General features: G+C 50.4%; 21 protein-coding genes and 1 tRNA gene. 8 read left to right on the forward strand and 14 right to left on the reverse strand.

The features are described from left to right. Positions 1-7: 7 nt before the first annotated feature. Both ligA and F608_RS0124840 read left to right on the forward strand, forming a co-directional pair. Positions 8-2,047, forward strand: a complete 2,040-nt coding sequence (ligA, locus tag F608_RS0124835; protein WP_022668445.1) for an NAD-dependent DNA ligase LigA — start codon at positions 8-10, stop codon at positions 2,045-2,047. Between the two features lie 63 nt (positions 2,048-2,110). Continuing rightward, on the forward strand, positions 2,111-2,956 hold the full coding sequence (locus F608_RS0124840) for a ribonuclease H-like domain-containing protein (RefSeq protein ID WP_022668446.1): 846 nt from the start codon (positions 2,111-2,113) through the stop codon (positions 2,954-2,956). Positions 2,957-2,985: 29 nt separating this feature from the next. On the opposite strand, the gene F608_RS0124845 is transcribed toward F608_RS0124840, so the two are convergent. Genes F608_RS0124845 through F608_RS0124865 form a run of 5 tightly spaced genes read right to left on the reverse strand, consistent with a single transcriptional unit; the run spans position 2,986 to position 9,484 of the window. Continuing rightward, entirely contained in the window at positions 2,986-3,774 is a 789-nt protein-coding gene (locus F608_RS0124845; protein ID WP_341833821.1) for an alpha/beta fold hydrolase, read from the reverse strand. Beyond that, positions 3,775-4,293, reverse strand: a complete 519-nt coding sequence (locus tag F608_RS0124850; RefSeq protein ID WP_022668449.1) for a DnaJ domain-containing protein — start codon at positions 4,291-4,293, stop codon at positions 3,775-3,777. A gap of 14 nt (positions 4,294-4,307) precedes the next feature. Further along, on the reverse strand, positions 4,308-5,141 hold the full coding sequence (dapB, locus tag F608_RS0124855; protein ID WP_022668450.1) for a dihydrodipicolinate reductase: 834 nt from the start codon (positions 5,139-5,141) through the stop codon (positions 4,308-4,310). 8 nt (positions 5,142-5,149) lie between these two features. Beyond that, positions 5,150-6,817 (reverse strand): sugar phosphate nucleotidyltransferase, encoded by a 1,668-nt coding sequence (locus F608_RS0124860; protein ID WP_022668451.1) that lies wholly within the window; start codon positions 6,815-6,817, stop codon positions 5,150-5,152. Between the two features lie 24 nt (positions 6,818-6,841). After that, positions 6,842-9,484: a 1-acyl-sn-glycerol-3-phosphate acyltransferase gene (locus F608_RS0124865; RefSeq protein ID WP_022668452.1), complete on the reverse strand. Its 2,643-nt coding sequence runs from the start codon at positions 9,482-9,484 to the stop codon at positions 6,842-6,844. Between the two features lie 349 nt (positions 9,485-9,833). Here F608_RS0124865 and F608_RS35935 point away from each other — a divergent pair, with 349 nt between their 5' ends. Next, on the forward strand, positions 9,834-10,091 hold the full coding sequence (locus tag F608_RS35935) for a hypothetical protein (protein WP_084681275.1): 258 nt from the start codon (positions 9,834-9,836) through the stop codon (positions 10,089-10,091). Between the two features lie 152 nt (positions 10,092-10,243). Here F608_RS35935 and F608_RS36340 read toward each other — a convergent pair whose 3' ends face one another. Next, a complete protein-coding gene (locus F608_RS36340; RefSeq protein WP_022668456.1) occupies positions 10,244-10,930 on the reverse strand; it encodes a ribonuclease HI in 687 nt (228 codons plus the stop codon). After that, a complete protein-coding gene (locus tag F608_RS0124885) occupies positions 10,920-12,098 on the reverse strand; it encodes an exo-beta-N-acetylmuramidase NamZ family protein (protein ID WP_022668457.1) in 1,179 nt (392 codons plus the stop codon). The genes F608_RS36340 and F608_RS0124885 overlap by 11 nt, the downstream gene beginning before the upstream one ends. A 155-nt stretch (positions 12,099-12,253) precedes the next feature. On the opposite strand from F608_RS0124885, the gene hisC reads away from it, so the two are divergent. The 4 genes from hisC (at position 12,254) to sppA (ending at position 17,121) form a co-directional block, all read left to right on the forward strand. Continuing rightward, positions 12,254-13,339 carry a histidinol-phosphate transaminase gene (gene hisC / locus F608_RS0124890; protein WP_022668458.1) on the forward strand — a complete coding sequence of 362 codons (1,086 nt, stop codon included), beginning with the start codon at positions 12,254-12,256 and terminating at the stop codon, positions 13,337-13,339. Between the two features lie 12 nt (positions 13,340-13,351). Then, a complete protein-coding gene (cmk, locus tag F608_RS0124895; protein WP_022668459.1) occupies positions 13,352-14,011 on the forward strand; it encodes a (d)CMP kinase in 660 nt (219 codons plus the stop codon). 183 nt (positions 14,012-14,194) lie between these two features. Continuing rightward, the gene (locus F608_RS33310) at positions 14,195-16,072 is read left to right on the forward strand and encodes a 30S ribosomal protein S1 (RefSeq protein ID WP_022668460.1); all 1,878 of its coding nucleotides are present in this window, start codon (positions 14,195-14,197) and stop codon (positions 16,070-16,072) included. Between the two features lie 143 nt (positions 16,073-16,215). Next, the gene (sppA, locus tag F608_RS0124905) at positions 16,216-17,121 is read left to right on the forward strand and encodes a signal peptide peptidase SppA (RefSeq protein WP_022668461.1); all 906 of its coding nucleotides are present in this window, start codon (positions 16,216-16,218) and stop codon (positions 17,119-17,121) included. Here the strand turns inward: sppA and F608_RS0124910 are convergent. After that, complete coding sequence (locus tag F608_RS0124910) at positions 17,059-17,667, reverse strand: L-threonylcarbamoyladenylate synthase (RefSeq protein WP_022668462.1); 609 nt, start codon at positions 17,665-17,667, stop codon at positions 17,059-17,061. The genes sppA and F608_RS0124910 overlap by 63 nt on opposite strands. A gap of 149 nt (positions 17,668-17,816) precedes the next feature. On the opposite strand from F608_RS0124910, the gene F608_RS33315 reads away from it, so the two are divergent. Beyond that, positions 17,817-18,767 (forward strand): esterase/lipase family protein, encoded by a 951-nt coding sequence (locus F608_RS33315; RefSeq protein ID WP_022668463.1) that lies wholly within the window; start codon positions 17,817-17,819, stop codon positions 18,765-18,767. 6 nt (positions 18,768-18,773) lie between these two features. On the opposite strand, the gene F608_RS0124920 is transcribed toward F608_RS33315, so the two are convergent. The 6 genes from F608_RS0124920 to pseC all read right to left on the reverse strand — a co-directional run bounded on the left by F608_RS0124920 (position 18,774) and on the right by pseC (position 23,672). After that, entirely contained in the window at positions 18,774-19,112 is a 339-nt protein-coding gene (locus F608_RS0124920) for a cytochrome c3 family protein (RefSeq protein WP_022668464.1), read from the reverse strand. 81 nt (positions 19,113-19,193) lie between these two features. After that, positions 19,194-19,952 carry an SDR family NAD(P)-dependent oxidoreductase gene (locus F608_RS0124925; protein ID WP_022668465.1) on the reverse strand — a complete coding sequence of 253 codons (759 nt, stop codon included), beginning with the start codon at positions 19,950-19,952 and terminating at the stop codon, positions 19,194-19,196. Positions 19,953-20,203: 251 nt separating this feature from the next. Then, on the reverse strand, positions 20,204-21,103 hold the full coding sequence (locus F608_RS0124930) for a lysophospholipid acyltransferase family protein (protein ID WP_022668466.1): 900 nt from the start codon (positions 21,101-21,103) through the stop codon (positions 20,204-20,206). A 512-nt stretch (positions 21,104-21,615) separates the two neighbouring features. Beyond that, positions 21,616-21,691, reverse strand: a tRNA-Phe gene (locus F608_RS0124940). Between the two features lie 84 nt (positions 21,692-21,775). Then, a complete protein-coding gene (locus F608_RS0124945) occupies positions 21,776-22,513 on the reverse strand; it encodes an RsmE family RNA methyltransferase (protein ID WP_022668468.1) in 738 nt (245 codons plus the stop codon). A gap of 1 nt (position 22,514) precedes the next feature. Then, positions 22,515-23,672, reverse strand: coding sequence for a UDP-4-amino-4,6-dideoxy-N-acetyl-beta-L-altrosamine transaminase (gene pseC, locus F608_RS0124950; RefSeq protein WP_022668469.1), 1,158 nt, complete (start codon positions 23,670-23,672; stop codon positions 22,515-22,517). Positions 23,673-23,771 lie beyond the last annotated feature (99 nt).

Below are 23,771 nucleotides of genomic sequence, written 5' to 3' on the forward strand. Positions count from 1 at the left end.
GAATATCATGGATCTGAAAATAAAAGAAGAAGCCCGAAGGCTCCAGAAGGAGCTGACCTTTCACAGCCGGCAATACCACGTTCTGGATGATCCCCTGATCTCCGATCATGAGTACGACATGATGCTCAGGAGACTCAAGGAAATTGAAACTCTGTTTCCTGAACTTTCCGTTGAGGATTCTCCCACAAAAAGGATCGGGGCTCCCCCCCTTGAAAGCTTTGAGTCGGCCCCCCACACCCTTCCCATGCTCAGCCTGGACAATGCCTTTTCCGATCAGGATATCACGGATTTTCACAACCGGATTCTTAAAAATCTTGAAACGAAAAAGGTCCTCTATACAGTGGAACCCAAGCTGGACGGGGTGGCTGTGGAACTCCGGTATGAAGAGGGGATCCTGGTCCGGGCCACCACCCGGGGAGACGGATTCAGGGGAGAGGTGATCACCGATAACGTGCGGACCATCCGATCTGTCCCCTTGCGGCTCGACCGGGATAAGAAGAATCCCCCGGCCCTGATCGAGGTCCGGGGCGAGGTAATTATCTTTGAAAAGGATTTTCAAGCCCTGAACCGGCAGCGCCTGGAAAAGGGAGAATCTTTATTTGCCAATCCCAGAAATGCGGCTGCCGGCTCCCTGCGGCAACTGGATTCCAAAATTACGGCCAAGAGGCCCCTGGCCATGTTTGCTTACGGCCTGGGCCAGGTCCAAGGCATGGATTTTAATACCCAGGCTGAATTCCTCGAGACACTCGAGGCCTTTGGCTTTCGGGTGAATCCCCATATCCGCAAAGGGATTTCTTTAAAAGAGGCCCTGGTCTTTTATGGCCGGCTCCAGGAGATGCGGCCGGATCTGGACTATGAAATCGACGGGATGGTCATCAAGGTGGACCGCATCGACATGCAAAGGGCCCTGGGGGAGAAAATCAAAAGCCCCAGATGGGCCATTGCCTATAAATTTCCGGCCACCCAGGAAACCAGCACAATCAACGACATCCGCGTCCAGGTCGGCCGGACCGGCACCCTCACCCCTGTGGCCGAGCTTGCCCCTGTCCGGGTGGGCGGGGTCACAGTCTCCCGGGCCACCCTGCACAACGAGGATGAGATCATCAGAAAGGATATCCGTATCGGAGACAGGGTTCTGGTGGTCCGGGCCGGGGATGTGATTCCCAAGGTGGTCAAGGTGATCGACTCCGCCCGGACCGGTGACGAAAAAGAGTTCTGCATGCCCCGATTCTGCCCGGTATGCAACAGCCCGGTATCCCGGCTGCCCGATGAGGCCGCCGTCAAGTGCATCAACTCCGGATGCCCGGCCCAGCTCAAGGAGAGGATCCGTCATTTTGTTTCCAAGAAAGGCTTTGACGTGGACGGCCTGGGCAAAAAACTGGTGGAACTTCTGGTGGACAAGGATCTGGTAAAAGACTTTGCAGATCTTTTTTCCCTGGAGCAATCCACCCTGGCCGCCTTGGACCGGATGGGGGAAAAGTCGGCCCAAAACCTGGTCAATGCCATCCGTCACGCCAAGAGGGTTTCTTTGAACCGGCTCCTATTTGCCCTGGGTATTGATCACACCGGGGAAAATGCTGCCATGCTTCTGGCCAGGGAATTTCCCGGCCTTCCGGAACTCATGGATGCGGACCAGCTCCGTCTGGAGTCCATCCACGGCCTGGGGGAAAAAGGGAGCACTGCCATTACCCGGTTTTTTTCCATCCCGGAAAACCGGGCCGTGATCCAGAGGCTCCTTGGGGCCGGGGTGGAAATCTTCAATGACCTTTATCGTTTAAAAGAGGATTCCCGGGAAGAGCAAGACCATGTCTTTTCCGCTAAAACCATTGTGCTTACGGGCACTCTGGAGACCATGACCCGGGACGAGGCCAAAACGGCCCTTAGGGACCTGGGAGCCAAGGTCACCTCCACGGTTTCCTCAAAGACTGATTTTTTGATTGCCGGGGCCAAGGCCGGGTCCAAACTGGCAAAGGCAAAAAATCTGAATATCACCGTCCTTGAAGAATCGGATCTGATTCACATGCTGGCCCATGGCAAGAGGGATTGATAAATCCAATTCCTTACTCCAAAAGAATACAAAACAAAAAACAGGAAAGGGATTCAATGATCCATGCTTAAAAATTCTTTTCAGCATATCCCGGGGATCGGTGCCAAGACAGAAGAACAGATTTGGGACTGTGGCATAAGGACCTGGCAGGATGTACTCAAGGGTGATCATCCCGGAATATCTTCCCAGCGACTGGCAAATATAAGAGAGCATATTCAAGATTCCCTGGAGAATCTGGATAACCCGATATATTTTTCCGATCTCCTGCCGGCCAGGGAACACTGGCGCTTATTTCCCGAGTTTCGAAATTCAATGGCCTATCTTGATATTGAGACCACCGGCCTTGACATGTGGGGGGCTGAAATCACAACCATCGCCCTTTATGACGGAAAAAAGATCAGCTACTATGTCCAGGGCCGGAACCTGAACGATTTCAAGGAAGATATCCAAAACTACAATATCATTGTAACCTACAACGGAAAGATTTTTGATCAGCCTTTCATTGAAAAGTATTTTAGTACAAAGCTGGATCAGGCTCACATTGACCTGAGATATATTTTGAAAAGCCTGGGATACTCCGGAGGCTTAAAACGATGTGAAAAAGCATTGGGGCTTGACCGGGGGGATCTGGACGGGGTTGACGGCTATTTCGCTGTTCTGCTTTGGCAAGAGTATCAACAAAACGGGAATGAAAAAGCTTTGGAAACCCTGCTGGCCTATAATATCGAAGATGTGGTCAATTTGGAGACCTTGATGGTTCTGGCTTACAATATGAAGATGAAGTCCCTCCCATTTTTTCATACCCTTGAATTACCCATGCCAATGGTTCCAAAAATTCCTTTTTTACCGGATTCCAAAACCATCCATCAGATACAACAGGAAGCTTTTTCATCCTTTGGCCGCTTTTAAGGAAGAATTCTTCCAGGCAGTTCAGTATATCAGGACGGCAAATAAAGATGGATAAAATCGCCCATTATTTTCAAGATCGATTTTTTTTGTTCAATATGGGGGGCATGGCCGCACTCTTCAATGATCCGGGTGCTGCAGTCAGGTATTTTATCTGAGAGGGCATTGAGCTGGGCCAGACTCCCGTAGGGGTCCTGGCGGCCCTGGAGGGCCAGGACCGGAACCTGGATCCTTTGCAGATACTTTTCAATGTTCCAGTGAATGAATTTGGGGTGAAGCCAGACATCGTTCCATCCCCAAAAGGCCGTGTCCGTATTTTCTCCGTGGTGGCGTTCCAGCTTTTTTTTGAGATTGCCTTCCAGGTAGGCTTTTCTGGCCTTTTGTATCGATTTGATGGTGACCGGTTCGACAAACACATGGGCGGCTTCCGTGATCAGTCCCTTGAGACGGGCGGTATGGGGGCTGCCCGCATAGATCACTCCGATGGACCCCCCGTCTGAGTGGCCGATGATGATATGATCTTTGATCCCGGCAGTTGCCAGAATTTCAGGCAGAATATCCAGGGCTTCTTTGTGCATGAAATTGATCTTCCGGGGCAGGGCACAGGGAGCGGATTTTCCATACCCGGATCTGGAAAATACAAATCCCGGGCATTGGCAGATCCGGCAAAGATCCCGGGGAAAGTCCTTCCACAGCCCCAGGCTTCCCAGTCCCTCGTGGAGAAAGACCAGTACAGGGGAAGAGGATGAACCGGTTCTGTGCCATTGAACCTCAATGGATTGATTTTTGACTTTCAGGGTGTCGGATAGAGATTCTATAATCTAGCGGCCCTTTTTTCTTTTCAGGCTTTCATAGGCCTGCTGGATTTCCAGGAATTTTTCATTGGCCAGGTCTGAAAATTCCTCTCCCAGATGATTGACCTTGTCTGGATGATATTTTTTTATCTTTTCCTTGTATGCGGCCTGGATCTCTTTCCATGGGGCATCCGGGCCCAATCCCAGGATCCGGTATTCAGATCCCGGTTTTGGGGAGCGGAATTGGGTTTTGTCATTTTTCCGGGGGGCTCCGGAATTTGAAGGACGGTTTGATCTTCCTTGTTTTTCAGACCCGGTCTTGGCACCTTCCGGCCCGGGATCTGCATGGGACCGGCCCAGGGGTTTTTTCTTGAACAGAAACCAGGGCAGCTGCCCGTGTCGGAGCAGATAATATACGCACCAGAGAACCAGGCCGTCGTCCAGCCATCCCAGGTAGGGAACAAGGATATCGGGTATGATGTCCACCGGGGAGATCAGGTAGGCCAGGCCGAACAGGATCAGGGCGAGTTTGACAAAGAGGCTCATAAGAATACCGAAGTTCAGGTTTTTTTCAGGACATCGATCATGGTGTAGAGCCGTTGTCCCGAATCGGGTTGAGTCAGTTTCTCTTTCAGGAAAACCACGGCATCAAAGGTGCCGGAAACGTAGATGTCCCTGCCGTTGATATTGTGCTTGAACTCAAAGAGAACCGTGTCGTCGGCAGATTTGAGAGTATAGGTGTGCCAGCCGTGGCCGGACAGATACTCTTTGGGGATCTGCCACTCTTTTTCCTGGATCTCCGGGTCCCGGATCTGCTCGATTTCCTCCTTTTTGAAATTCGCCCCCAGGGTGTTGAAATAACCCACCATGGCCTTGGCCGTACCGGATGTGTCTGCCTTGGACTGCTGATGGCTTTCCTTCACCCTAAGGGAGTATCCGGCAAAGAGGTCCGGGAAGGTGTTGGCCGCATATTCCATCATGGCCTGGAATCCAACGATCTGTTTGGCCATGTTCGGGGCAATAACTGCAGGGGTCTGCCCTTTTACCACGCTTTCCTCCAAGGCCTCCCGGTCCCCGCCCGTGGTGCCCATGACAAAGGGAATCCGGTTTCGGGTATAGAATTGGGCATTGGCGTTCACAGCGCTGGGATGGGTGTAGTCCACGGCAATAAACCCGGGATACTCTTCAACCAGCCGGAGAAAGACCTTTTCCCGTTCTTCGGGTTTGACCAGGGAAAATTCAAAGGAGTCCACACGGAACCGGGATTGAGGAATTTCCGGGCCGGTCAGGGAATAGGGGATCAGCTCAAACCGCTCATCCTTAAGGGCTGCGTCTGCCATGGTTTTTGCCACATTGCCGGGCAGACCGTTGATCATGATATGAATTTTTTCCATGCCTTACCTCATAGCTGTCTGACAAGATCTGTCAGGTTTTTCAATTTCCCTTGGTCCAGTTTCAAGAAAATGGATTTCAGGCTGTCCAGGGCAGGGGGGATGTGGGCCTGGAACCCGGTTTTCCCCTTGACCCGGCTTAAATAGCCAAAGGCCCCGAGAATTTGAAGGTTCCGGGTCAGGCAGCAGAACCCAAAGGTCCTCAGGAAATTCTCTGTCTTGATTTTATCCTTTATCCCGAGGATTTCAATTGCATATGCCAGCAAATCCTCCTGAGCATTCCGGGCCAGTGTAACATAGGGATCAATTAAAAGGGAAGCCAGATCATATTCCAGAGGGCCTGTCCGGGCAGACTGATAATCGATGAAAAAGATCTTTTCTTTATGGATCATGATATTCCTGGACTGCATATCCCGGTGCATCAGTCCCGGGGTTGAGTGTTTCAGGGCCATGTCTGCGATATAATTGAACTCTTCAATATAATCATTAAAATCAATTTCTATCCCCATATACCCCTGAACAAAGGCCTCCATAAAGTATCGGCATTCTTTTTCCAGGATCAAATCCCTGGAGTAGGTCTCGGTCTGGCAGGTCCAGGCCGGATCAAAGCCGATTTTGCCCTTTTGGGAAAACTCAATGATTCTTTGGATCACCCGTTTATACAAAGAGAGGATACCGGAACGGTCCAGTGTCTTTATCCGGTCGGCCAGGTGGGCATGGCCTAGGTCTTCCAATACCACGATCCCGGACAGTTCATCAAAGGCCAGGATTTCAGGGACCGGGATCCCTTTGGAAAAGAGGTGGCCCCCGATGCGGACAAAGGACCGGATCTGGGCCAGGTTGTCCCCGGCCCGGGAACAGATGCCGTGGTCGGAGATAACAACGGACCGGGTTCTTGCGGGCTCCCGGGGAGACGAGGCCCGGAACCATTTCCGGTCTGAACCGTCCCCGGCCAGGGGGGTTATCTCGATTGGACCGAGATCAGTGACGGGAAGGTCAAGGGCCTGTCCGGCCGTCCATCTCATGGAGGTTTCCGTGTAGGAAAAAGGAGTTCCGATATCCCTCCAGAACAGATTCTGTGCCACATAGGCCTTGACCTGGTGTTCCGGGCAGAGGGTCCGGTAAAGATCAATGGAGGAGAATTTCTTTTGGTCCGGGAAACGGTCAAATATGGCCGGGGACAGGACCTGGATTCCGGTAAAGGCCAGTCCCTTTTCCGGAAATTCAAAATTCTCGATAAATCCCCTGGAATCGATCTTGACAATGTTAAACTCTTTATGGTCGTGAACCGCCAGGGTGGCCAGAACCCCTGAGGCCGAATGAAATTCATAGAGAGCTTTTAAATCAAGGCTGGACACCACATCGGAATTAATGACGAAAAAGGGGCCATCCTCCACAAAAGATCGGATATTGGCAATGGCCCCGCCCGTTTCCAGAATCTCTTTTTCATGAACCAGTTGGATTTTCACCGGAACCCGGAGGCTCCGGACAAAGGATTGAATCTTTTCGTGAAGGTGATGGGTGTTGATGAGGATGTGCTCACACCCCGCCTCAACCAGACCGTTAATGGCAATTTCCAGCAGGGGCCGGTTGCCCAGGGTAAACAGGGGCTTGGGTCGTTCCTGGGTATGGGGCAGGAGCCGGGTGCCGAATCCTGCCGCTAGGATGAGAGCTTTCATGGGATGGCCCGAATATTTGGCGGATCAGGACAGGGTCAGCTGGATCAGGCGGTCGATAATCTGTTTATAATGCTCGATTTGAACCTGGTCTTCAGCCCCGTTGATCCCGTTTTTCATGAAATAATTGGCGGCATTTCTATAATTAATCAGGGAGATGGATTCTTTCAGCCGGATCTGGTTTCGTTTGTACAATTTCCCGGCCTGGGACAGGATCTTTTTGCCCCTTTCCCTGGCATCGTACTCCCCGGGTTTTTCTTTTTCAAAATAGACAAGGGCGGTATGGTAGGATTCCAGGAAAGGCTGCATAAAAGCGGCAAACCATTTTAATTTTCTCCGCCCGCTGGAGGTCAGGTTGAACATCTCGGTCTTGGAATCCGGAACCAGGATCCCCTGGCTTATAAAGCCCTTGATGCTCAGGGAGATCTGTTCCTCGCAGGTCAGGTCTTCGTCGTAGGAGAATTCATCCGTAAACATCTTCTGGAGAAACTTATACCGCAGAACCAGGTCGGCCGGAGAGAAGGTAAACCGGTCGCATTCCAGTACGGCCACGGCAGTATAGGCCGAAGGAACAAAAAAGGAAATCACGGAGTTCTTATAGTAATCCAGAATGGCCCGTTTATTGTGCTTGATGATGAACTGGGTATCCTCTGTAATTTCATCTTCATCCTCGTCTGCCAGTTCCATGAAATTCCGGCTGATAAAGGTACGGATGACCGTATCCAGGGTGTTGTCCGGGTCAATGAGCAGGGTGTCGGACAGCTCTGCCTCAAAAAAGGTAAGAAGATTCATATAGGTATTGACCCGTTCCAGGAGCTGCCTCTTTGAGAAGGTGTTGGAGGAACCGGTCAGGATGGCGCTGGCCATAATGCCGTGGGGGGTGGCCACGGCATTGGCGTTGATCCGGTTGATGAGTTTGTAGCCCAGTTGTTTGATGAACCGGATATACTCTTTGTCCGTGGTTTTGATGAGGTCTATGTTTTTTTCCCGGATATAATCGTTGATGGAAATGGGTTCGTCAAAGCGGATATAGACCTTTCCATATTTCTTTTTTAAAAATTTCCGGGTGGAGATCAGTCCCTTGAGGGTCTCCGGACTCTTATTCCCCCCCTCGATTTCTTTTAAATAGGCATCCTCTTCCAGAACCCGGTCATATCCTATGAAAATCGGGACAAAGTAGAGGTTGTCGCAGGCGCCATCAAGATAGGCCCTGATGATCATGGCAAGGCCGCCGGGTCGTGGAGTGAGAAGCTTTCCGGTCCGGCTCCTCCCACCTTCAATGAAGATCTTGATATTGAACCCCTCCAGGAGCAGTTTTCCCAGATAGGCGGCAAATATCTTTGAGTAGAGTTCGGCTCCCTTGAATGTCCGTCTCAGGAAAAAAGCTCCGCCTCCCCGGAACAGGGGACCCAGGGGCCAGAAGGATAGGTTTTTTCCGGCGGCGATGTGGGGGCAGGGCATATTGTTTTTGTACATGACATAGGGCAGGAGAAGATAGTCAAGATGGCTTTTATGACAGGGAACCAGGATCAGGGGGGCCTCGGTGGACTTTTCCCGCATTCTGTTGATCTCTGACTGGTTGACCATCAGTCCTTCGAATATGTTTTTAAATACCCAGGTCAGGATCCACCTGCCGAAGTTGATCACCCTGAGGTTGTAATTGGCGGCAATCTCGTTGATATAAGAGGCGGCCTTTTTATTGGTTTTCTGCAAAGAGATGTTTTGGGCTGCGGCATATTCGGCAAGATACTCCCGCAAGGATTTACGGGTCAGGATCTCTTCGGTGATTTCCTGGCGGGACTTGAGGACCGGCCCGGTAATGCTTTTTCTCTGGCGGTTGAGAATGTCCGTCAAATAGGTCCTGAGCTTGTGGGTCTGGAATTCGGCATCCAGGCGATCGATTTCCGGCCGGCGGATAAACTCCTTGAGGTCCACCGGATTGGCAATGGCCACCTTTATCTTATCCGGGTGACGAAACAGGATATACAGCCGTTTGAGCAGTCCCGGCTTTTCATGGGTCCCCAGGAGAATATCGGCCAGTCCCGGGTCCTTGTGCATGGGTTTGGAAACGTAGATGATATCCTCGGGCACGATGATGACGGATTTGTCCATGCGTTTTTGAAATTCGATGAGAAGGAAAAGGGGGTCTGGGGTGGATTTGATAAATCTCTTGTAAAAATCATCCTCTTCGATAAGGCAGACAAATCCGGATTTTCCCTTTAAAAGCTCTTGCTCGGCCTGTCCCGAGGTGTAGATGTCCCTGAAATGAAAATGATGGAGAAAATAATCCATGTGAGAGATAAAGATCCTGAACAACCGTTTCAGGGGCTGGGTGAAGAAAAAGGAAAAATCAAATCCCAATTCAGGATAGGGCAGTTCCATATCCTTGAAACAGGTATGCAGGTAGAGAAAATCAAAAACCCGTTTATTTTTGCTGGCAAAAACCACAAAATTGTCCGGATCGATTTTTTTGATTTTATCCAGATTGTGATCATCCACCTTTACCTTGGCGGTGAGCCGGTTAAGGATTTTTTTTATGATCAGGCTTCTGTTGCCGGGGTAAAGGCTGGTGTGATAGGTAATTGAATCTTCCAGAAGATTATCAATGTATTTTCTGATTCTAGCGCGGGGCCGGGCCAGAAGGGCTTTAAGAGGTGCAAACAGATTCATGAAACTTTCCTTACTATTTGGCCTTGGTCTCTCCCGAGTATAAATTGAAATCACCGATGGTCCGCATGGGAGTCAGCCTGGCTGATTTAAACCTTTATTCATTACCAGAGCTGGGTTCCAATGGCAATATTATTATCACGGGCATCCCGGGTTTTATCTAAAAACTGATGACAAATCAGGTTATGAATCTTTTTCATTCCCCTGGAGAACCGGGGGATCCAAACCTGGAAAAACGCCTTGATAAAAAGGTGATCCTATGGTAATTGTCTTTATCTGTGGATGATCATTTCTATTCAACAAGAAACTATTTAGCTGTGGAAAAATAAACTTAGTTAAGGAGGATGTACTTATGAAAACTTTAATTGGTGGTGCGATTGCAGTTCTTCTCGGTGTTGTCGGTCTGGCGGTATGGTTTGGTCAGTTTTTGCAGGTCCTTGCCGGATGCATCCCACCTATTCTCTTGCTTGGCGGCGGACTTGCCCTTTACCTCGGTTTTGATGAACTTAAGGACTCCTGGAAAAATGAAGAAGGCCAGGATGCCCCGGCAGATGATGATAAGACCAGAATCGCCGAACTTGAAAAAGAACTGGCAGATCTGAAAAAATAAATTCCAGGATCCTGATTCATTTTTTGTGATCCTGTTTTGGGGCCGGCCCCTGGGCCGGCCTTTGCCGTTTTTCCTTTCCAAACCTGCCGGGCAGGCAGTAGACCGGTCTCCCCGGGCCGGAAAAGCCTCATCCCCCAGAGGGGTACCTGATCCTAATCTTTTTTAATGGCCGAAGTCGCAAGAAAATCCGCCACTTCGTTCTCCTTGATGCCGGAATGTCCCTTGACCTTAATCAGTTTCAGATCTGTAAAGTTTTCCATGAGCGTTCTGATCCGGCCCACCAGTTTCCGGTTCTTCCTGGGTTTCCATCCCTGGCTCAGCAGTCCCAGGGCATAGCTTGAATCCGTGTAGACCCGGACGGGAAGATCCCTTCTCTTTAAAAGGGAAAGGGCCGCCTCAATGGCGGTCAGTTCGGCGATGTTATTGGTGGAGATTCCAATGCTTTTGGAAAGTTCTTTCCGATTTTCCCCGTAGATCAGAAGAGCCCCGATCCCCGAAGGCCCGGGGTTTCCCGAAGAGGCTCCGTCCGTATAAATTCGGATGCAGTTTTCCGGCAGATCGGTTTCCATATTTTCCGGAGTTGTCAGTTCCTGTTTCCCCTGGTCGCCCTTTTTTTTACCGGAAGGTTTGGGCTTCTTGGGAGCTGCCGGGACAGCCTCCTCTTCCGGCCTGAGGTTGTCCATTTTGATCCTGTACTCATAATCCTGGTTTAAATTATACTTGATCCTGACCTTGCCATCCTCAACCTTGATCTTTCCCTGGGAAGTGATTTCCGCCCATACCTTGTTGCCCTTGAAACTCATCCGTTTCCAGGGCAGGTTTTTAGATTCATCCCCCATACAGATGATACTTTCTTGAAAGGGATGTAAAATGGTTCAGTCCTTTGCACCAATTATCCTCAAGGTCTTTCAGGTTTTTCTGCTCCATGATCTCCTGCCGCAGGGTTTGGCTGCCCAGGATCAGGTCCATGGGCATGCGGTCATATTCGTATTCATAGGGAGGCTCTTTAAATTGAAACTCATCCGGATGAAATTTGAGTATGGCCTGCAAAAGTAGAAGAGAGGAAAAATAGGGCCGGTATCGGTCCGGATCCAGGATATGGATGTGAAACCCTCGGCAGACCCGGTTCTGCCATTTGCCCGAGGTGGGCTCGAAATTGACCTCCCGGAGATGAGCCCCTTTTATCCGGCCCCAGGTCTCCTGAATAATTGCCCCGGTATCGAGAAAAGGGGCCCCGAATTGTTCAAAGGGCAGGGTGGTGCCCCGGCCTTCGGACAAATTGGTTCCTTCAAAGATCACCTGCCCGGGATAAACCGAACAGGACAGGGGGGTGGGCAGGTTGGGAGAGGGGGGAATCCAGGCCAGTCCGGTGTCCTGCCAGAGCATTTTCCTGGTCCAGCCTTTCATGGGGATGAGACTCAGATCGCATCCCAGGTTGAATTCAAGGCTGAAGAATTTTGAAATCTCTCCCACGGTGAGTCCGTGGCGCATGGGAATGGGGAACCTGCCCACAAAGGATGCAAATTCAGGTTCAAGAAGGTTTCCTTCCACGTGAATCCCGCCGATGGGATTGGGCCTGTCCAGGATCATCACTTTTTTGCCCAGGCCGGCAGCCGTTTCCATGCAAAAGGAGATCGTATATATAAATGTATAGACCCGGGTGCCCACATCCTGGATATCCACGATCAGGGTGTCGATATCCTGGAACATATCCGGGGTGGGGATCCGGGTATCACTGTACAGGCTGTAAACAGGGATATTCAATCGGGGATGGATGGTGTGGGAGGATTCGATCATATTGTCCTGTTTTTCCGCGTAAAAACCGTGCTGGGGGGAAAACAGGGCAGACAGCTGACCGGGAAAGGATTCATTGATGATCTCAACGGCATGGCGAAAGTCGCCGGCAACAGAGGCCGGGTTGGCCAGGAGACCGAGCCGCTGGTTTTTCAGCTCTTGGGGCGGGTTTTGTCTGAAATTTTCAAGACCTGTGATGACGGCGGGGTTCATTATCTTTTATCCACAATTTGGGTTTTACGTCTGACAAGTGATTCATCTTGAGGTTTCTCTATCACAGGTATTGACAAAAATTCAAATCCTAAATAGATAGTAGGTTTTTACATGAACATATAATCCACAGATATCCGGGTCAGGAGCGGTCTCCCATGAAATTTAAAATCAGCAGTCAGATAGAAACCATAAAGCCTTATGAGGCGGGCAAGCCCCTCAGGGAGCTGGAAAGGGAGCACGGCATTTCAAATGCCGTTAAACTTGCCTCCAATGAAAACCCCCTGGGATTTTCTCCCCGGGTGACCCGGGCCGTGCAGGAAAACCTGTCCGCCATGAACCGGTACCCGGAGCCGAGTGCGCCTTCCCTGTGCAAAAGCCTGTCGGACAAGTATGGTGTTAAACCGGAAAATATTGTCCTGGGGAACGGGTCCGACGATATCATCGCCCTTCTGGCCCATGCCTTTTTGAATCCGGGCGATGAAGCGGTTATGCCCCTGCCCTCTTTTCTGATGTACGAAATCAGCGTCAAGACGGCCAAGGGATGTCCCGTCATGGTGCCCCTAAATGATTTTTCAACCAATCTGGACGGTATCCTGGAAAAGACAGGACCCAGAACCCGGATGGTCTTTATCACCAACCCCTTTAACCCCACGGGCGGCACTTTGACCCGGGAAGAATTTGAGGATTTTGCCGCAAAACTTGCCCGGGATGTGATCATTGTGGTGGATGAAGCCTATATTGAGTTTGTCAGGGACGGGGCGGTTTACAATTCTCTGGATCGTCCCCTGGACGATCCCAGGATCGTTACCTTGAGAACTTTTTCCAAGGCCTATGGCCTGGCCGGTTTCAGGATCGGTTACGGGATCATGGACCCGGAGGTGGCCGAGATACTGAACCGGATCCGTCAGCCTTTCAATGTTAACGGACTTGCCCAGGCAGCAGCCGAAGCCGCCCTCGGCGATGATGATTTCTTGAAAAAAAGCATTGAACTCACCCACCAGGGAATCGATTATCTATGTGATGAGTTCCGGGAAATTGGATTGGAATTTCTTCCCACCCAATCCAATTTTCTCATGGTTAACCTGAAAACCGATGCCACTCAAGTGTTCAATAAGATGCTCAAACTGGGCGTGATTGTCAGGTCCATGAAATCCTACGGGTTTGATACGTTTATCCGGGTCAATACCGGCACCCCCGGGGAAAATCAGGCCTTTATCAAGGCATTGAAATCTGTTCTATAAGGAAATTCCCATATGTCTCCCAGAATCATCACCATTGACGGCCCTGCAGGAGCCGGAAAGACAACGGTAAGCAAAGCCCTGGCAGCCGATCTGGGCTGCGTCTATGTGGACACCGGCGCCCTGTACCGAGGAGTGGCCTATGAAATTCAAAACCAGAATGCAGACTGGGAAAAGGATGAGATCCTGGCCGAATTCCTGACCGGCCTCGACCTGAATTTCATTCTGGACGGCCCGGATTTAACCCTGGTCTCTTCAGGAAAGGATATCACCCCCTTTATCCGGACCTCTGAAATTTCCATGCTGGCCTCTGCCGTTTCAGCCCGGCCCGAGGTCAGGGCGACCCTGCTCGATTTGCAGAGAAGGATCGGCATGAACCAGGACGCGGTTTTTGAGGGCCGGGACATGGGAACCGTGGTTTTCCCGGATGCGGATTTTAAGTTTTTTTTGTCTGCCGATATCTCGGTTCGCGCCCGAAGACGCTTTGATGAAACCGGCGATCAAGGCAAAGATTTTCAAACCGTCCAGGCGGAGATGAGCCGGCGGGACCACGACGATACCCACAGAAAAGAGGCGCCTCTTAAGCCGGCTCCCGACGCCGTAAGAATAGATTCCACCCATCTGAGCATCCTTGAGGTGGTCGCCAGAATGAAGTCCTATATTCAAAATTCGTAAAAAAGGAGCTCCCGAATACCGTATTATTTTCTTGATTTCCTTTTTTGAAGTTGATATAAAGGCAAATTGTACTCATCCTCTGGTCGGTTTCCCACGGTCTAATACCAGTATTTATACGGATTTAACCCGGGTGTTGCCCAGAGAGGGCGGGTAACAAAAATTCGACAAGGGAGAATAATATTAATGAACAACATTGCTGAAGAAAACGAAAACCAAAAAATGAATACTGATGAATTAGAGAAAACAGAAGAGGCTTCTACGTCCGAGTTTGATGACATCACCGGCGAAGAAACGATGGAAGAGCTTTTGGGCATTTACGAGTCCAGCCTTAAAAAATTTGAAGAGGGGCAGGTAGTTACCGGAACTGTGATATCCGTCGGCAGGGAAATGGTCCTTGTGGATGTGGGATACAAATCTGAGGGCCGGATCTCTATTCACGAATTCATTGATGAGGAAGGCAATGTCAACGTCAATGTCAACGACCAGTTTGAGGTGATGATCGAAGTCTGGGATGAAGAAGAAGAAACCGTGCTTCTTTCCCGGGAAAAAGCCAAGAAAGTCAAAGTCTGGGATGCCATTAAAGAAGTGTACGATGACGACTCCACCATTGAGGGCGTCATTACTTCCAGGGTAAAAGGCGGTTTTTCAGTTGATATCGGACTGACGGCATTTCTGCCAGGATCCCAGGCTGACCTGCGCCCCATCCGGAATATGGATGAAATGGTCGGACAGACCTATACCTTTAAGATTCTGAAGTACAATAAAAAGAGAAACAATATCGTCCTTTCCAGAAGAGTCCTTCTGGAAGCGGAACGGGATAAACTGAGGGCCACCACCCTTAAGGCCATTGAAAACGACAAGGTCATGGAAGGGATCGTCAAGAACATCACCGAATACGGGATCTTTGTGGATCTCGGCGGTGTGGACGGTCTTCTTCACATCACAGACATCTCCTGGGGCCGGGTCAAACATCCCTCGGAACTGTACAGCGTGGGCGACCATATCAACGTCAAGATTCTCTCCTTTGACTTTGAAAAGGAAAGAGTTTCCCTGGGCATGAAACAGCTTACCCCGGATCCCTGGACCACGGCCATAGATAAATATCCTGTGGGCTCCAAGATTACGGGCCGGGTGGTCAGCCTCACCGATTACGGTGCCTTTATCGAGCTTGAAGAAGGGGTGGAAGGCCTTATCCATGTATCTGAAATGTCCTGGACCCGGAAGATCCGCCACCCGTCCCAGATGGTAACTGTGGGCGAAGAGGTTGAGGCGGTTGTTCTGGATCTCAAACCCGATAACAGAAGAATATCCCTGGGCATCAAGCAGACGGTTGACAATCCCTGGGAAGTCATTTCCCAGAAATACCCCGTGGGGACCATCATCGAAGGAAAAATCAAGAATATTACCGAGTTCGGCCTCTTTATCGGCATTGATGACGATATTGACGGTCTGGTTCATATCTCAGATATTTCCTGGACAAAGAGAATCAAACATCCCTCTGAGGTCTATAAGAAGAACGACACCATCCAGGCCGTTGTTCTTGATATTGACAAGGCCAATGAACGATTCTCCCTGGGCATCAAACAGACCCAGGCAGATCCCTGGGAAACCGTTGGACAGCGCTACGAAGTCGGCAAGGAAATTTCCGGCGTAATTACCAACCTGACCGACTTCGGCGTATTTGTGGAATTGGAGGAGGGCATTGAAGGCCTTGTTCATGTTTCCGAAATCAGCAAAGAAAACATCAAGAGCCCCAAAGAGCACTACCAGATCGGAGAGACCATTACGGCCAAAGTGATGAATATCAACTCCGATGAAAGACGGATCGGGCTTTCCATCAAACGTCTTGAAGACGATGACGATGATAAGTATCTTGAAGAATTTGCCAAGAACATGAAGCCTGCCACCTCCTCTTTTGGCGAGATCCTCCGGAATAACATCCAGGAGCAGATTGAAGCCAACAAGGCCCAGGAAGAAGCCGATGCAGATGCGGAACCAGAGGCGGATGCCGATGCCGACGCAGATGTCGACGCAGAAGACCCTGCAGAAGAAGAGGAATAGGTTTTTCCCGACTCAAACCAGAGGCGGCACCCCTAACCGGACTGCCGCTTCCGTTTAACCGGAAGACTGTTCTTTCATAATATAAAGGCCGGATGAAATCATGATTTCACCGGCCTTTTGTTTTTTACAAAAGGATGATTCCCATGTTTGCCAGACGCCACCCGTTCTTGTTTTTTTTCATGATTATTTCCTCCTGCATGACCCTGGTCTTTCTCGGATTTATCGGCCTGGCCTATATCGGTTCCCAGTTCGTGGGAAAGGGCCTGGAGGACCGGTTCACCTCTTCAGGGAGCGGCAATATCGGCATCGTGGAAGTAGCCGGGCCGATTCTTTCCTCCAAAAAGATCATCGAACAGATCCGGGATTTCAGGAAAAACGAAAATATCAAGGCCATTATTATCCGCATTGACAGCCCGGGCGGCGGTATCGGGCCCTCCCAGGAAATTTACCGTGAACTCATGAAAACCCGGGCATCCAAAAAGGTATTGGCCTCCATGGGATCCGTGGCCGCTTCCGGAGGCTATTATATTGCATCGGCCACCCAGGGGATTGTGGCCAATCCCGGTACCATCACCGGCAGCATCGGCGTGATCATGGAATACGCCAATATCATGGAGATCGCCAAGAAAATCGGGATCTCCCCCGTGGTCATCAAGAGCGGAGAATTCAAGGACATGGGATCTCCGTTACGGGAACTCAAGGAAAACGAGAAAAAGATTCTCCAGGACCTGGTGGATGAACTTCATCTTCAGTTTGTGAATCATGCAGCCAAGGCCAGGGATATCAAGGTCGAAGAGATGGCAAAGCTGGCCGACGGAAGAGTCTATACGGGACAGACCGCCCTGGCGCTGAAACTGGTGGACAGGCTGGGCAATCTGGATGATACGGTCCAGTGGGCCGGGGAGCTGGCCATGATCCAGGGAGAGCTGAAACCGGTTTATCCCAAGGAGGATCAGTTGAGCTTTATCCGGAAACTGGCAGATACCCTACTCAAAGATCTCCACATCTCCGGCGCCGTGACGGATCACCTCAGGTACGTCATCCAGTAGGGAGACCACGGAAGAGGGCTGGCCCGGCACGGGCCCTCCGTCAATGACCGCATCAAGCCTCTTGCCGAAGTAGTCGTGGATCAGGGAAGGATCCTGGAATACCTTGCCGTCCGGGTCTGTGGCACTGGTTGAGATGACGGGGTTGCCCAGACGCTGGGTCAGGACCAGGGCAATCTCATGGTCCGGTACGCGGATACCGGCGGTTTTCCGTTTGGTGAGCATGATTTTCGGGACCATTCTGGAACCGGGAAGCACAAAGGTATAGGGACCGGGCAGCAGCCGCTTCATGGCCCTGTAGGCGACATTTGAAACTTTGGCATATTTGGAGATGTCTTTAAGATCCGGACAGATAAAGCTGAAGGGCTTGTTTTTATCCCTCTGTTTAATGGCATAGATCCGTTCAATGGCTTTCTTGTCCATGATATTGCAGCCGATACCGTAAAAGGTATCCGTGGGATAGGCCAGGAGTCCGCCTTTTTTAAGGATTTCCACCGCAATTGAAATCTGGCGTTCCTGGGGGTTGTCGGGGTTGATTTTCAACAGCATGGTGTATCCGGTCCTGTAAGGTTATTCTCAAACGTGCCATTACGGCTAAAAACTGGCAAGTGACAACCTATAGATAAAGTCCCGTGATGTCAACCCAATGGTTGCCTCCACGGATAAAAGGGCAGGGCAGACCCGGACAGGGAGGGGAATTGAAAAAGCTTTCCATTAGAAAACTTGGGAAAATTTTTATTGTTATCCTGATTGTTTTTTTCTGTGTCCAATGGGGCAGAGGTTTTTTTCCGGATCAGGAAAAACATGCCAGAACGTCCATCCAGTTCCTGGTGAAGAAAATCTTTCCTGCCGCGGACCGGAAGACCCAAAAGGGATACGGATTAAAAGTATTGAACCGGTCCGAACAGGATACAGAGGGTTCAGACCTTATCATCCTCATTCATGGGCTGGATGAACCCGGTATGATCTGGATGAATCTGGCACCGGTCTTAACCGGGAAAAACTTCAGGACCTTTGAAATGGTCTATCCCAATGACCAGGCAATTTCCCTGTCGTCGGATTTCTTCCTGGGCGAACTGGAGAAATTGGACGAAAAAAGGTCCGTCATCGTCATTGCCCACAGCATGGGCGGACTGGTGACCCGGAATATGCTCACCCGTCCGGATCTCAAGTACTCGACCCTGGTTCAGAACGGCCTGGTTCCCCGGATTAAACGTCTGATCATGGTCGGCACGCCCAACCACGGCTCCCAGCTGGCCAGGCTCCGCATCATGACTGAGATCAGGGACTTCCTTCATCACTGGCTGGAAAAGGATGCCCCTTTCCTTTATTTTCTCCTGGACGGAACCGGGGCCGCCGCCGTTGACCTGATTCCCGGCAGTAAATTTCTCAGGGAGCTTAACGCCCGCCCACGGCCGCGGGATGTGGATATGCACATCATTGCCGCCCGGGTGATACCCCTGAACCAGCGATTCTTCGACACAATCGGAGACATCCTGGTCACTGTGGATTCCACCCGCCTGAAAGGAGTTCCCCTTACCCTGGTCCGGGGAACCCATCTTACCATGATCCGGAATCTTACCCGGTCAAGCACTAGGGTGCCTCCGGCCATTCCAATCATCATGGATATTCTGGAGGGCCGGCTTTAAAGCGGCCTATCTTTTATGACAGGCGTTGCAGTTGACGGGGCCATAGGATTTGCCCGTCTTTTTCCGGTCCCGGTGACACTGGATGCAGGATTTGTTCATGATCTGCTTTTTTCTAAGATCTCCCTTGGCAATGGAATCGGCAATGGCCCCTTTCCTTTGTGAAAAGAGGTCATGGCAGATCATGCAGTCTCCCAGAGCATCCTGGTGATCGTGGTGGGGAAAAGTGATATCTCCTTTGTTCCCGGCATGAATCTGAATGGAATCACTGCCCCGGTTCATGGCAGCGGATACACTTACGGATAGGAAAAACAATAGAAGGACAAACAAGATCAGTCTTTTTCCCATGGGTTCTGTCTCCTGTCTTCAGGTTGTAAGAATTTGGATCTGAACAATATGGCCATACTATACTCTTCGCATTATAGGGAATTATACTCCCCGGCTGGCGCCACCATCAACCAGTAAATTCACACCTGTCACATAACTTGCCCGCTCAGAGCATAAAAATGCAACAACATCGGCAAATTCATTTTGATCTCCGAATCTGCGGAGCGGAATATTCCCAATGGCCTCATTTCTTTCAGATGGAGTAAAATAACGGTCATTCTGGGGTGACTCGATCAATCCGGGAGATACACAATTGACCAAAATATTGTCAGGAGCCAATTCCCTGGATAATGTCTTTGAAAAACTGATGAGGCCCGATTTTACGACGTTTGAAGCAATTAATTCCCCGCCCGGTTCCTTTCCCGACAGAGCCGAAATATAAATGATTCTTCCCCATTTCTGATTTTTCATTATCGGGGTAATTTGGCCGGTGCAGTGAATGGCACTCAATAAATTGGTATCAAATGTGTTTTGCCAATCCTTCCGGCATAATGTTTCAAGGTGTCCACGGGTCGCCTGTCCGACATTGTTCACAAGTATATGGATAGTTTCCCATTCATCAACAATTCTTTTGACAAATTCGGTTACCGATTCAATCTGAGTCATATCCCCGGCAAAGGTCAATATCTGGGCCTGGGTTTCCCTTCTCAGTTCAATTGCCGTCTGCTCAAGAAGATCCTGCCTCCGTCCTGAAATAGCGACTCTGGCGCCTTCCCCTGCGAGGCTGAGGGCGATTGCCTTTCCCAAACCGGCGCTCCCCCCGGTTACGACTGCGATTTTATTTTCCAGATCAAGGTTCATTTTATATGATTTTCAAGGATAAAAGACGGCTTCTTATGATTGAAACGCAATTGCATGATCGATAGGTCCGGATATCCATCATGAGCGAATAGCGATCTGACGATCATCTTCTTGTCTGCGGTGTTTCATATCAGCATTCAAAACCTCTGTAAAGGTATATCCAAGCTGAGCTTATAAAGAGTATAAACGAATCAATTTTAGATAGAGGAAATTCAGAATGATGCAAGACCCGTTCGTTCGACAGCTCTTGATCAAGCCGCCTTGGGCCAGGGGCATGAATTCTTTGTTTTCCAGCGGTTATGTACCCAGAACCATTGGGCTGGGCAGCGACGGATCATGGTCTCAATGGCAGAGGTATAATTCTGGGTGTTGATCTCCAGGTCCTTTATCCTGTCATTGGTAAGGACCAACGGCACCTCAGGCAAAAATTCAATGAGATACTTTTGTCCCTCTCTTACGATGAACATGGGAACAACCGGAGCCTTCGTTCTCAGGATCAGAGAGGCGACACCGTCATTGGTGCAGGCAGGCCGGCCGAAAAAATTCACAAAACAGCCCTCATGCCAATCCACATTCTGATCCAGAAGCGTACCCACAATATGGCCTCTGGCAAGAAGAGCGTCGACCTTTCGGCTGGCACCTTTCAATGCAATCAGCCGGGTTCCGAACTGCTCCCGGATTTCAAGTAAAAATCTTTCCAAAGGCTGAAAATCGAGCTTCCTGTAAAGAATTGCATTTTCCAGCCCCAACTGAGAAACGGCCTGACAGAGCAGTTCCCAGTTTCCCAGGTGGCAGGTCAGAACCAGTGCTCCTTTTCTCTTTTTAAGAGCGGCTTCCAGGTTTTCATATCCTTTAAAAGTAAAATAGCGGGGGAATTCGCTTCTTTTCAGGTTATATGCCCACCCGATTTCAAACAGGATTCCGGCTATGTTTTTAAAGATTTCCCTGGCCATATTTCTGACACCCGGATCATCCATGGAGAGACCAAAGGCATGGCTGATATTCTCCTGAACAATGAGCCGATGCCGCTTATCCGCCTTAAACCAGATCCGTCCCAAAAAATCGGAAATACCCCTCGCTATGGGGCGGGGAATCCAGCCAATCAGCCTGGTAAAAAATTTGATCAGCCGGTATATTGTATCGTCTTTCATTCTTCAGCCTTTATTCTATAGTCGTGGCAATCTGCCCTATATCCGCTCAATCACTATTCAACTGATCCCAAAAACCAGGTTCAGGCATTGATCATTGCTGAAACAGAAAGAATCTTTTATTCCAGGGTAAAATTCCTCACCCTTTTCATATTTGGTGTGCCGCTCACCGTGCAGGTCCTGGGTTCGTCAAAGGCCCTCAAGTGGGTGTACGCTTCCTTTACCGATTGAAGATATACCCGATTCCCAGACCTTCTGCCAGATAAATTAAATCGGGCGGTATTGAAAACCCGGAAATCAGCCTTACATTGAATTTACCGGCAAGTTAGCCGGTGCTAACAAAAAGTTGAGCCTTTATGCTTTTCCGAATAAGGTGGCTTAGCCGCACCGGGTAAAGCGGCCGCCGGCAAAGATCCGGAAGGTGCCGGGAACAATGGGCAGGACAGGCCATGGACAGCATAAACCATAGAAAAAACAAAGGCCCTTGGCTTAACCGCCAAGGGCCTTGAATTTTTTGGTGCCCAGGAACAGAATTGAACTGCTGACACGGGGATTTTCAGTCCCCTGCTCTACCGACTGAGCTACCTGGGCTCGAAACAACAGGGGGTTTATATTCCTTTTGGGAAATTATGTCAAGGGAAAAATTAAAACCCTGTTAGGCCAAACCGGCTTTGCTTACATATCTCCCAGAATATGCTGAACCAGGGCACAGGCGCATACAGAGGCGTTTTCAGCCCTCAGGATACGCGGTCCCAGGGAAAAAGAGATAAAGCCTTTTTCTTGGGCCATCTTGATCTCCCGGCTTGAAAATCCCCCTTCAGGACCGATAAGGATGGCCACCCGGGAGTCCGGGGCAGGGGAGGGGACGGTAAGGGATTTCAAGGGGGTGTCTGAGCCTTCCCAGAAGGCGATCTTGATATCGGACGGGGCGGTCCGGTCGAGAACCTTTCTAAAGTCCACCGGAGTGAGGATATCCGGCACCCGGCTTCTTCTGCACTGCTTGACGGCTTCCCTGGCGATGTTCTGCCAGCGGCCCAATTTCTTTTCAATCCCCTTGGAATCCGGGGTGGGAACGGAGCGTTCGCAGAAAAAGGGGATCCACTCATCAATACCGAGCTGGGTGAGGTTTTTGATCATCTCATCCATTTTCTGGTTCTTGAGCATGCCGGAACAAAGGCTTATCTTCAAAGGGGATTCTGTTGCAGAGGGCTGTTCCGAGATGATTTCAATGTCCACCTGGTGCAGGGAAGTCCCAAGGATAAGCCCGGAATAGTCGACTCCCTTTCCGTCTGTCAGGTCAAGGGGGTCTCCTTTTTTCAGCCGGAGGATCTTTGAGATATGCTTGGCCTCCTGCCCAATAATCCTCACCCTGCCGTTGGCAATGGCCTGTTTCTGGATCAGAAATTTCGGCATATCAGATCAGTGCCGACAATTTATCAATGACGGTTTGAACCTCCTCATCCTTTAAGGCCGGGAACAGGGGCAGGCTGAGGCATCTGGAGTAATAGGTCTCAGCCTGGTAGCATTTTTTTTTGGTATACCCGTATTTTTTTGCATAATAGGGCTGGAAATGGATGGGAATATAATGGACCTGGCAGAAAATATTTTCAGCGGCAAGCCCTTGATAAACTTTTTTGCGGACAGAACTGCCTCCCCTGAACTGTATAGGATAGAGGTGGGGGCAGGCGGTTTTCCCCAGTTCCTGCGGGGGCAGGATCAGCCGGTCATCGTCTTTAAAGGCTTTATTGTAGAGCCTGGCGATTTCCTGTCTGCGGGCCCGGAACTCGTCTATCCGGCTAAGCTGGGAGACTCCCAGAGCGCACTGAATATCGGTGATTCTGTAATTGAACCCGGGGGTTTCCATTTCATAGTACCAGGGGCCGTGCTCCTCGTTGAGTTCCCGGTTTTTGACCATACCGTGGTTTCGAAGGGTCTTGAGCCTGAAGGCCAAATCATCGTCATTGGTGAGAATTGCCCCCCCCTCTCCTGCGGTGACGGTCTTTGCCGGATGAAAGGAGAAGATGGCCAGGTCGGAATGGGCACAGGAACCGCAGGCATAGGTCCGGCCCTCAAAGGTATAAGTGGAGCCGATGGCATGGGCGGCATCTTCAATGACGGCAAATCCAAACCGTTGGGCCAGGGATCTTATGGCAGGCAGGTCGGCAGGCATGCCTGCAAAGTCGACCGGGATGACCAGCCTGGGCGGTTGATTTGAAAGGCAGTACGCCTCCAGTTTTTCAGGGTCCATGCAAAGGGTGAGGGGGTTGATATCGATAAAATCGGTTTTGCCTCCGCAGTATTCAATGCAATTGGCCGATGCCAGGAAAGAAATGGGAGAGGTCAGGCCGAGATCCGGGGCAGAGATTTCCAGGGCCAGACAGGCCAGGTGAAGGGCTGCGGTTCCGTTGGTGCAGGCAATTGCGTGCCCGGCTCCGGTAAGTTGGCAAAGACGAGCTTCGAATTTTTCAATTTCCGGTCCGGTGGTGAGAAAAGAAGAATCAAGGGTGCGGACAACCGCCCGGATATCCTCTTCATGGATCCATTGTCTGGCATAGGGAATGGATTTGGTCATGGGGGCTCCTCGTGTAAAAAAAGATGCCAAGAAGAATACGTGAAACCCGGGAAAAATACAATCCCTATCCTTGACAGGTTCCAGGATTCCCCCTTTAAC

It is taken from the genome of Desulfospira joergensenii DSM 10085, assembly GCF_000420085.1.
Taxonomy (GTDB): Bacteria; Desulfobacterota; Desulfobacteria; order Desulfobacterales; family Desulfobacteraceae; genus Desulfospira; species Desulfospira joergensenii.

What these genes read in the sequence shown, in the direction of transcription:
- F608_RS0124945 (WP_022668468.1), bottom strand. Translation starts at nt 22,513, where the DNA reads ATGCCGAAATTTCTGATCCAGAAACAGGCCATTGCCAACGGCAGGGTG.
- F608_RS0124920 (WP_022668464.1), bottom strand. Translation starts at nt 19,112, where the DNA reads ATGGGAAAAAGACTGATCTTGTTTGTCCTTCTATTGTTTTTCCTATCC.
- F608_RS0124860 (WP_022668451.1), bottom strand. Translation starts at nt 6,817, where the DNA reads ATGAAAGCTCTCATCCTAGCGGCAGGATTCGGCACCCGGCTCCTGCCC.
- sppA (WP_022668461.1), top strand. Translation starts at nt 16,216, where the DNA reads ATGTTTGCCAGACGCCACCCGTTCTTGTTTTTTTTCATGATTATTTCC.
- F608_RS0124925 (WP_022668465.1), bottom strand. Translation starts at nt 19,952, where the DNA reads ATGAACCTTGATCTGGAAAATAAAATCGCAGTCGTAACCGGGGGGAGC.
- F608_RS33310 (WP_022668460.1), top strand. Translation starts at nt 14,195, where the DNA reads ATGAACAACATTGCTGAAGAAAACGAAAACCAAAAAATGAATACTGAT.
- F608_RS0124885 (WP_022668457.1), bottom strand. Translation starts at nt 12,098, where the DNA reads ATGAACCCCGCCGTCATCACAGGTCTTGAAAATTTCAGACAAAACCCG.
- hisC (WP_022668458.1), top strand. Translation starts at nt 12,254, where the DNA reads ATGAAATTTAAAATCAGCAGTCAGATAGAAACCATAAAGCCTTATGAG.
- pseC (WP_022668469.1), bottom strand. Translation starts at nt 23,672, where the DNA reads ATGACCAAATCCATTCCCTATGCCAGACAATGGATCCATGAAGAGGAT.
- F608_RS35935 (WP_084681275.1), top strand. Translation starts at nt 9,834, where the DNA reads ATGAAAACTTTAATTGGTGGTGCGATTGCAGTTCTTCTCGGTGTTGTC.
- F608_RS0124930 (WP_022668466.1), bottom strand. Translation starts at nt 21,103, where the DNA reads ATGAAAGACGATACAATATACCGGCTGATCAAATTTTTTACCAGGCTG.
- F608_RS0124865 (WP_022668452.1), bottom strand. Translation starts at nt 9,484, where the DNA reads ATGAATCTGTTTGCACCTCTTAAAGCCCTTCTGGCCCGGCCCCGCGCT.
- F608_RS0124850 (WP_022668449.1), bottom strand. Translation starts at nt 4,293, where the DNA reads ATGAGCCTCTTTGTCAAACTCGCCCTGATCCTGTTCGGCCTGGCCTAC.
- ligA (WP_022668445.1), top strand. Translation starts at nt 8, where the DNA reads ATGGATCTGAAAATAAAAGAAGAAGCCCGAAGGCTCCAGAAGGAGCTG.
- F608_RS36340 (WP_022668456.1), bottom strand. Translation starts at nt 10,930, where the DNA reads ATGGGGGATGAATCTAAAAACCTGCCCTGGAAACGGATGAGTTTCAAG.
- dapB (WP_022668450.1), bottom strand. Translation starts at nt 5,141, where the DNA reads ATGGAAAAAATTCATATCATGATCAACGGTCTGCCCGGCAATGTGGCA.
- cmk (WP_022668459.1), top strand. Translation starts at nt 13,352, where the DNA reads ATGTCTCCCAGAATCATCACCATTGACGGCCCTGCAGGAGCCGGAAAG.
- F608_RS0124840 (WP_022668446.1), top strand. Translation starts at nt 2,111, where the DNA reads ATGCTTAAAAATTCTTTTCAGCATATCCCGGGGATCGGTGCCAAGACA.
- F608_RS0124910 (WP_022668462.1), bottom strand. Translation starts at nt 17,667, where the DNA reads ATGCTGTTGAAAATCAACCCCGACAACCCCCAGGAACGCCAGATTTCA.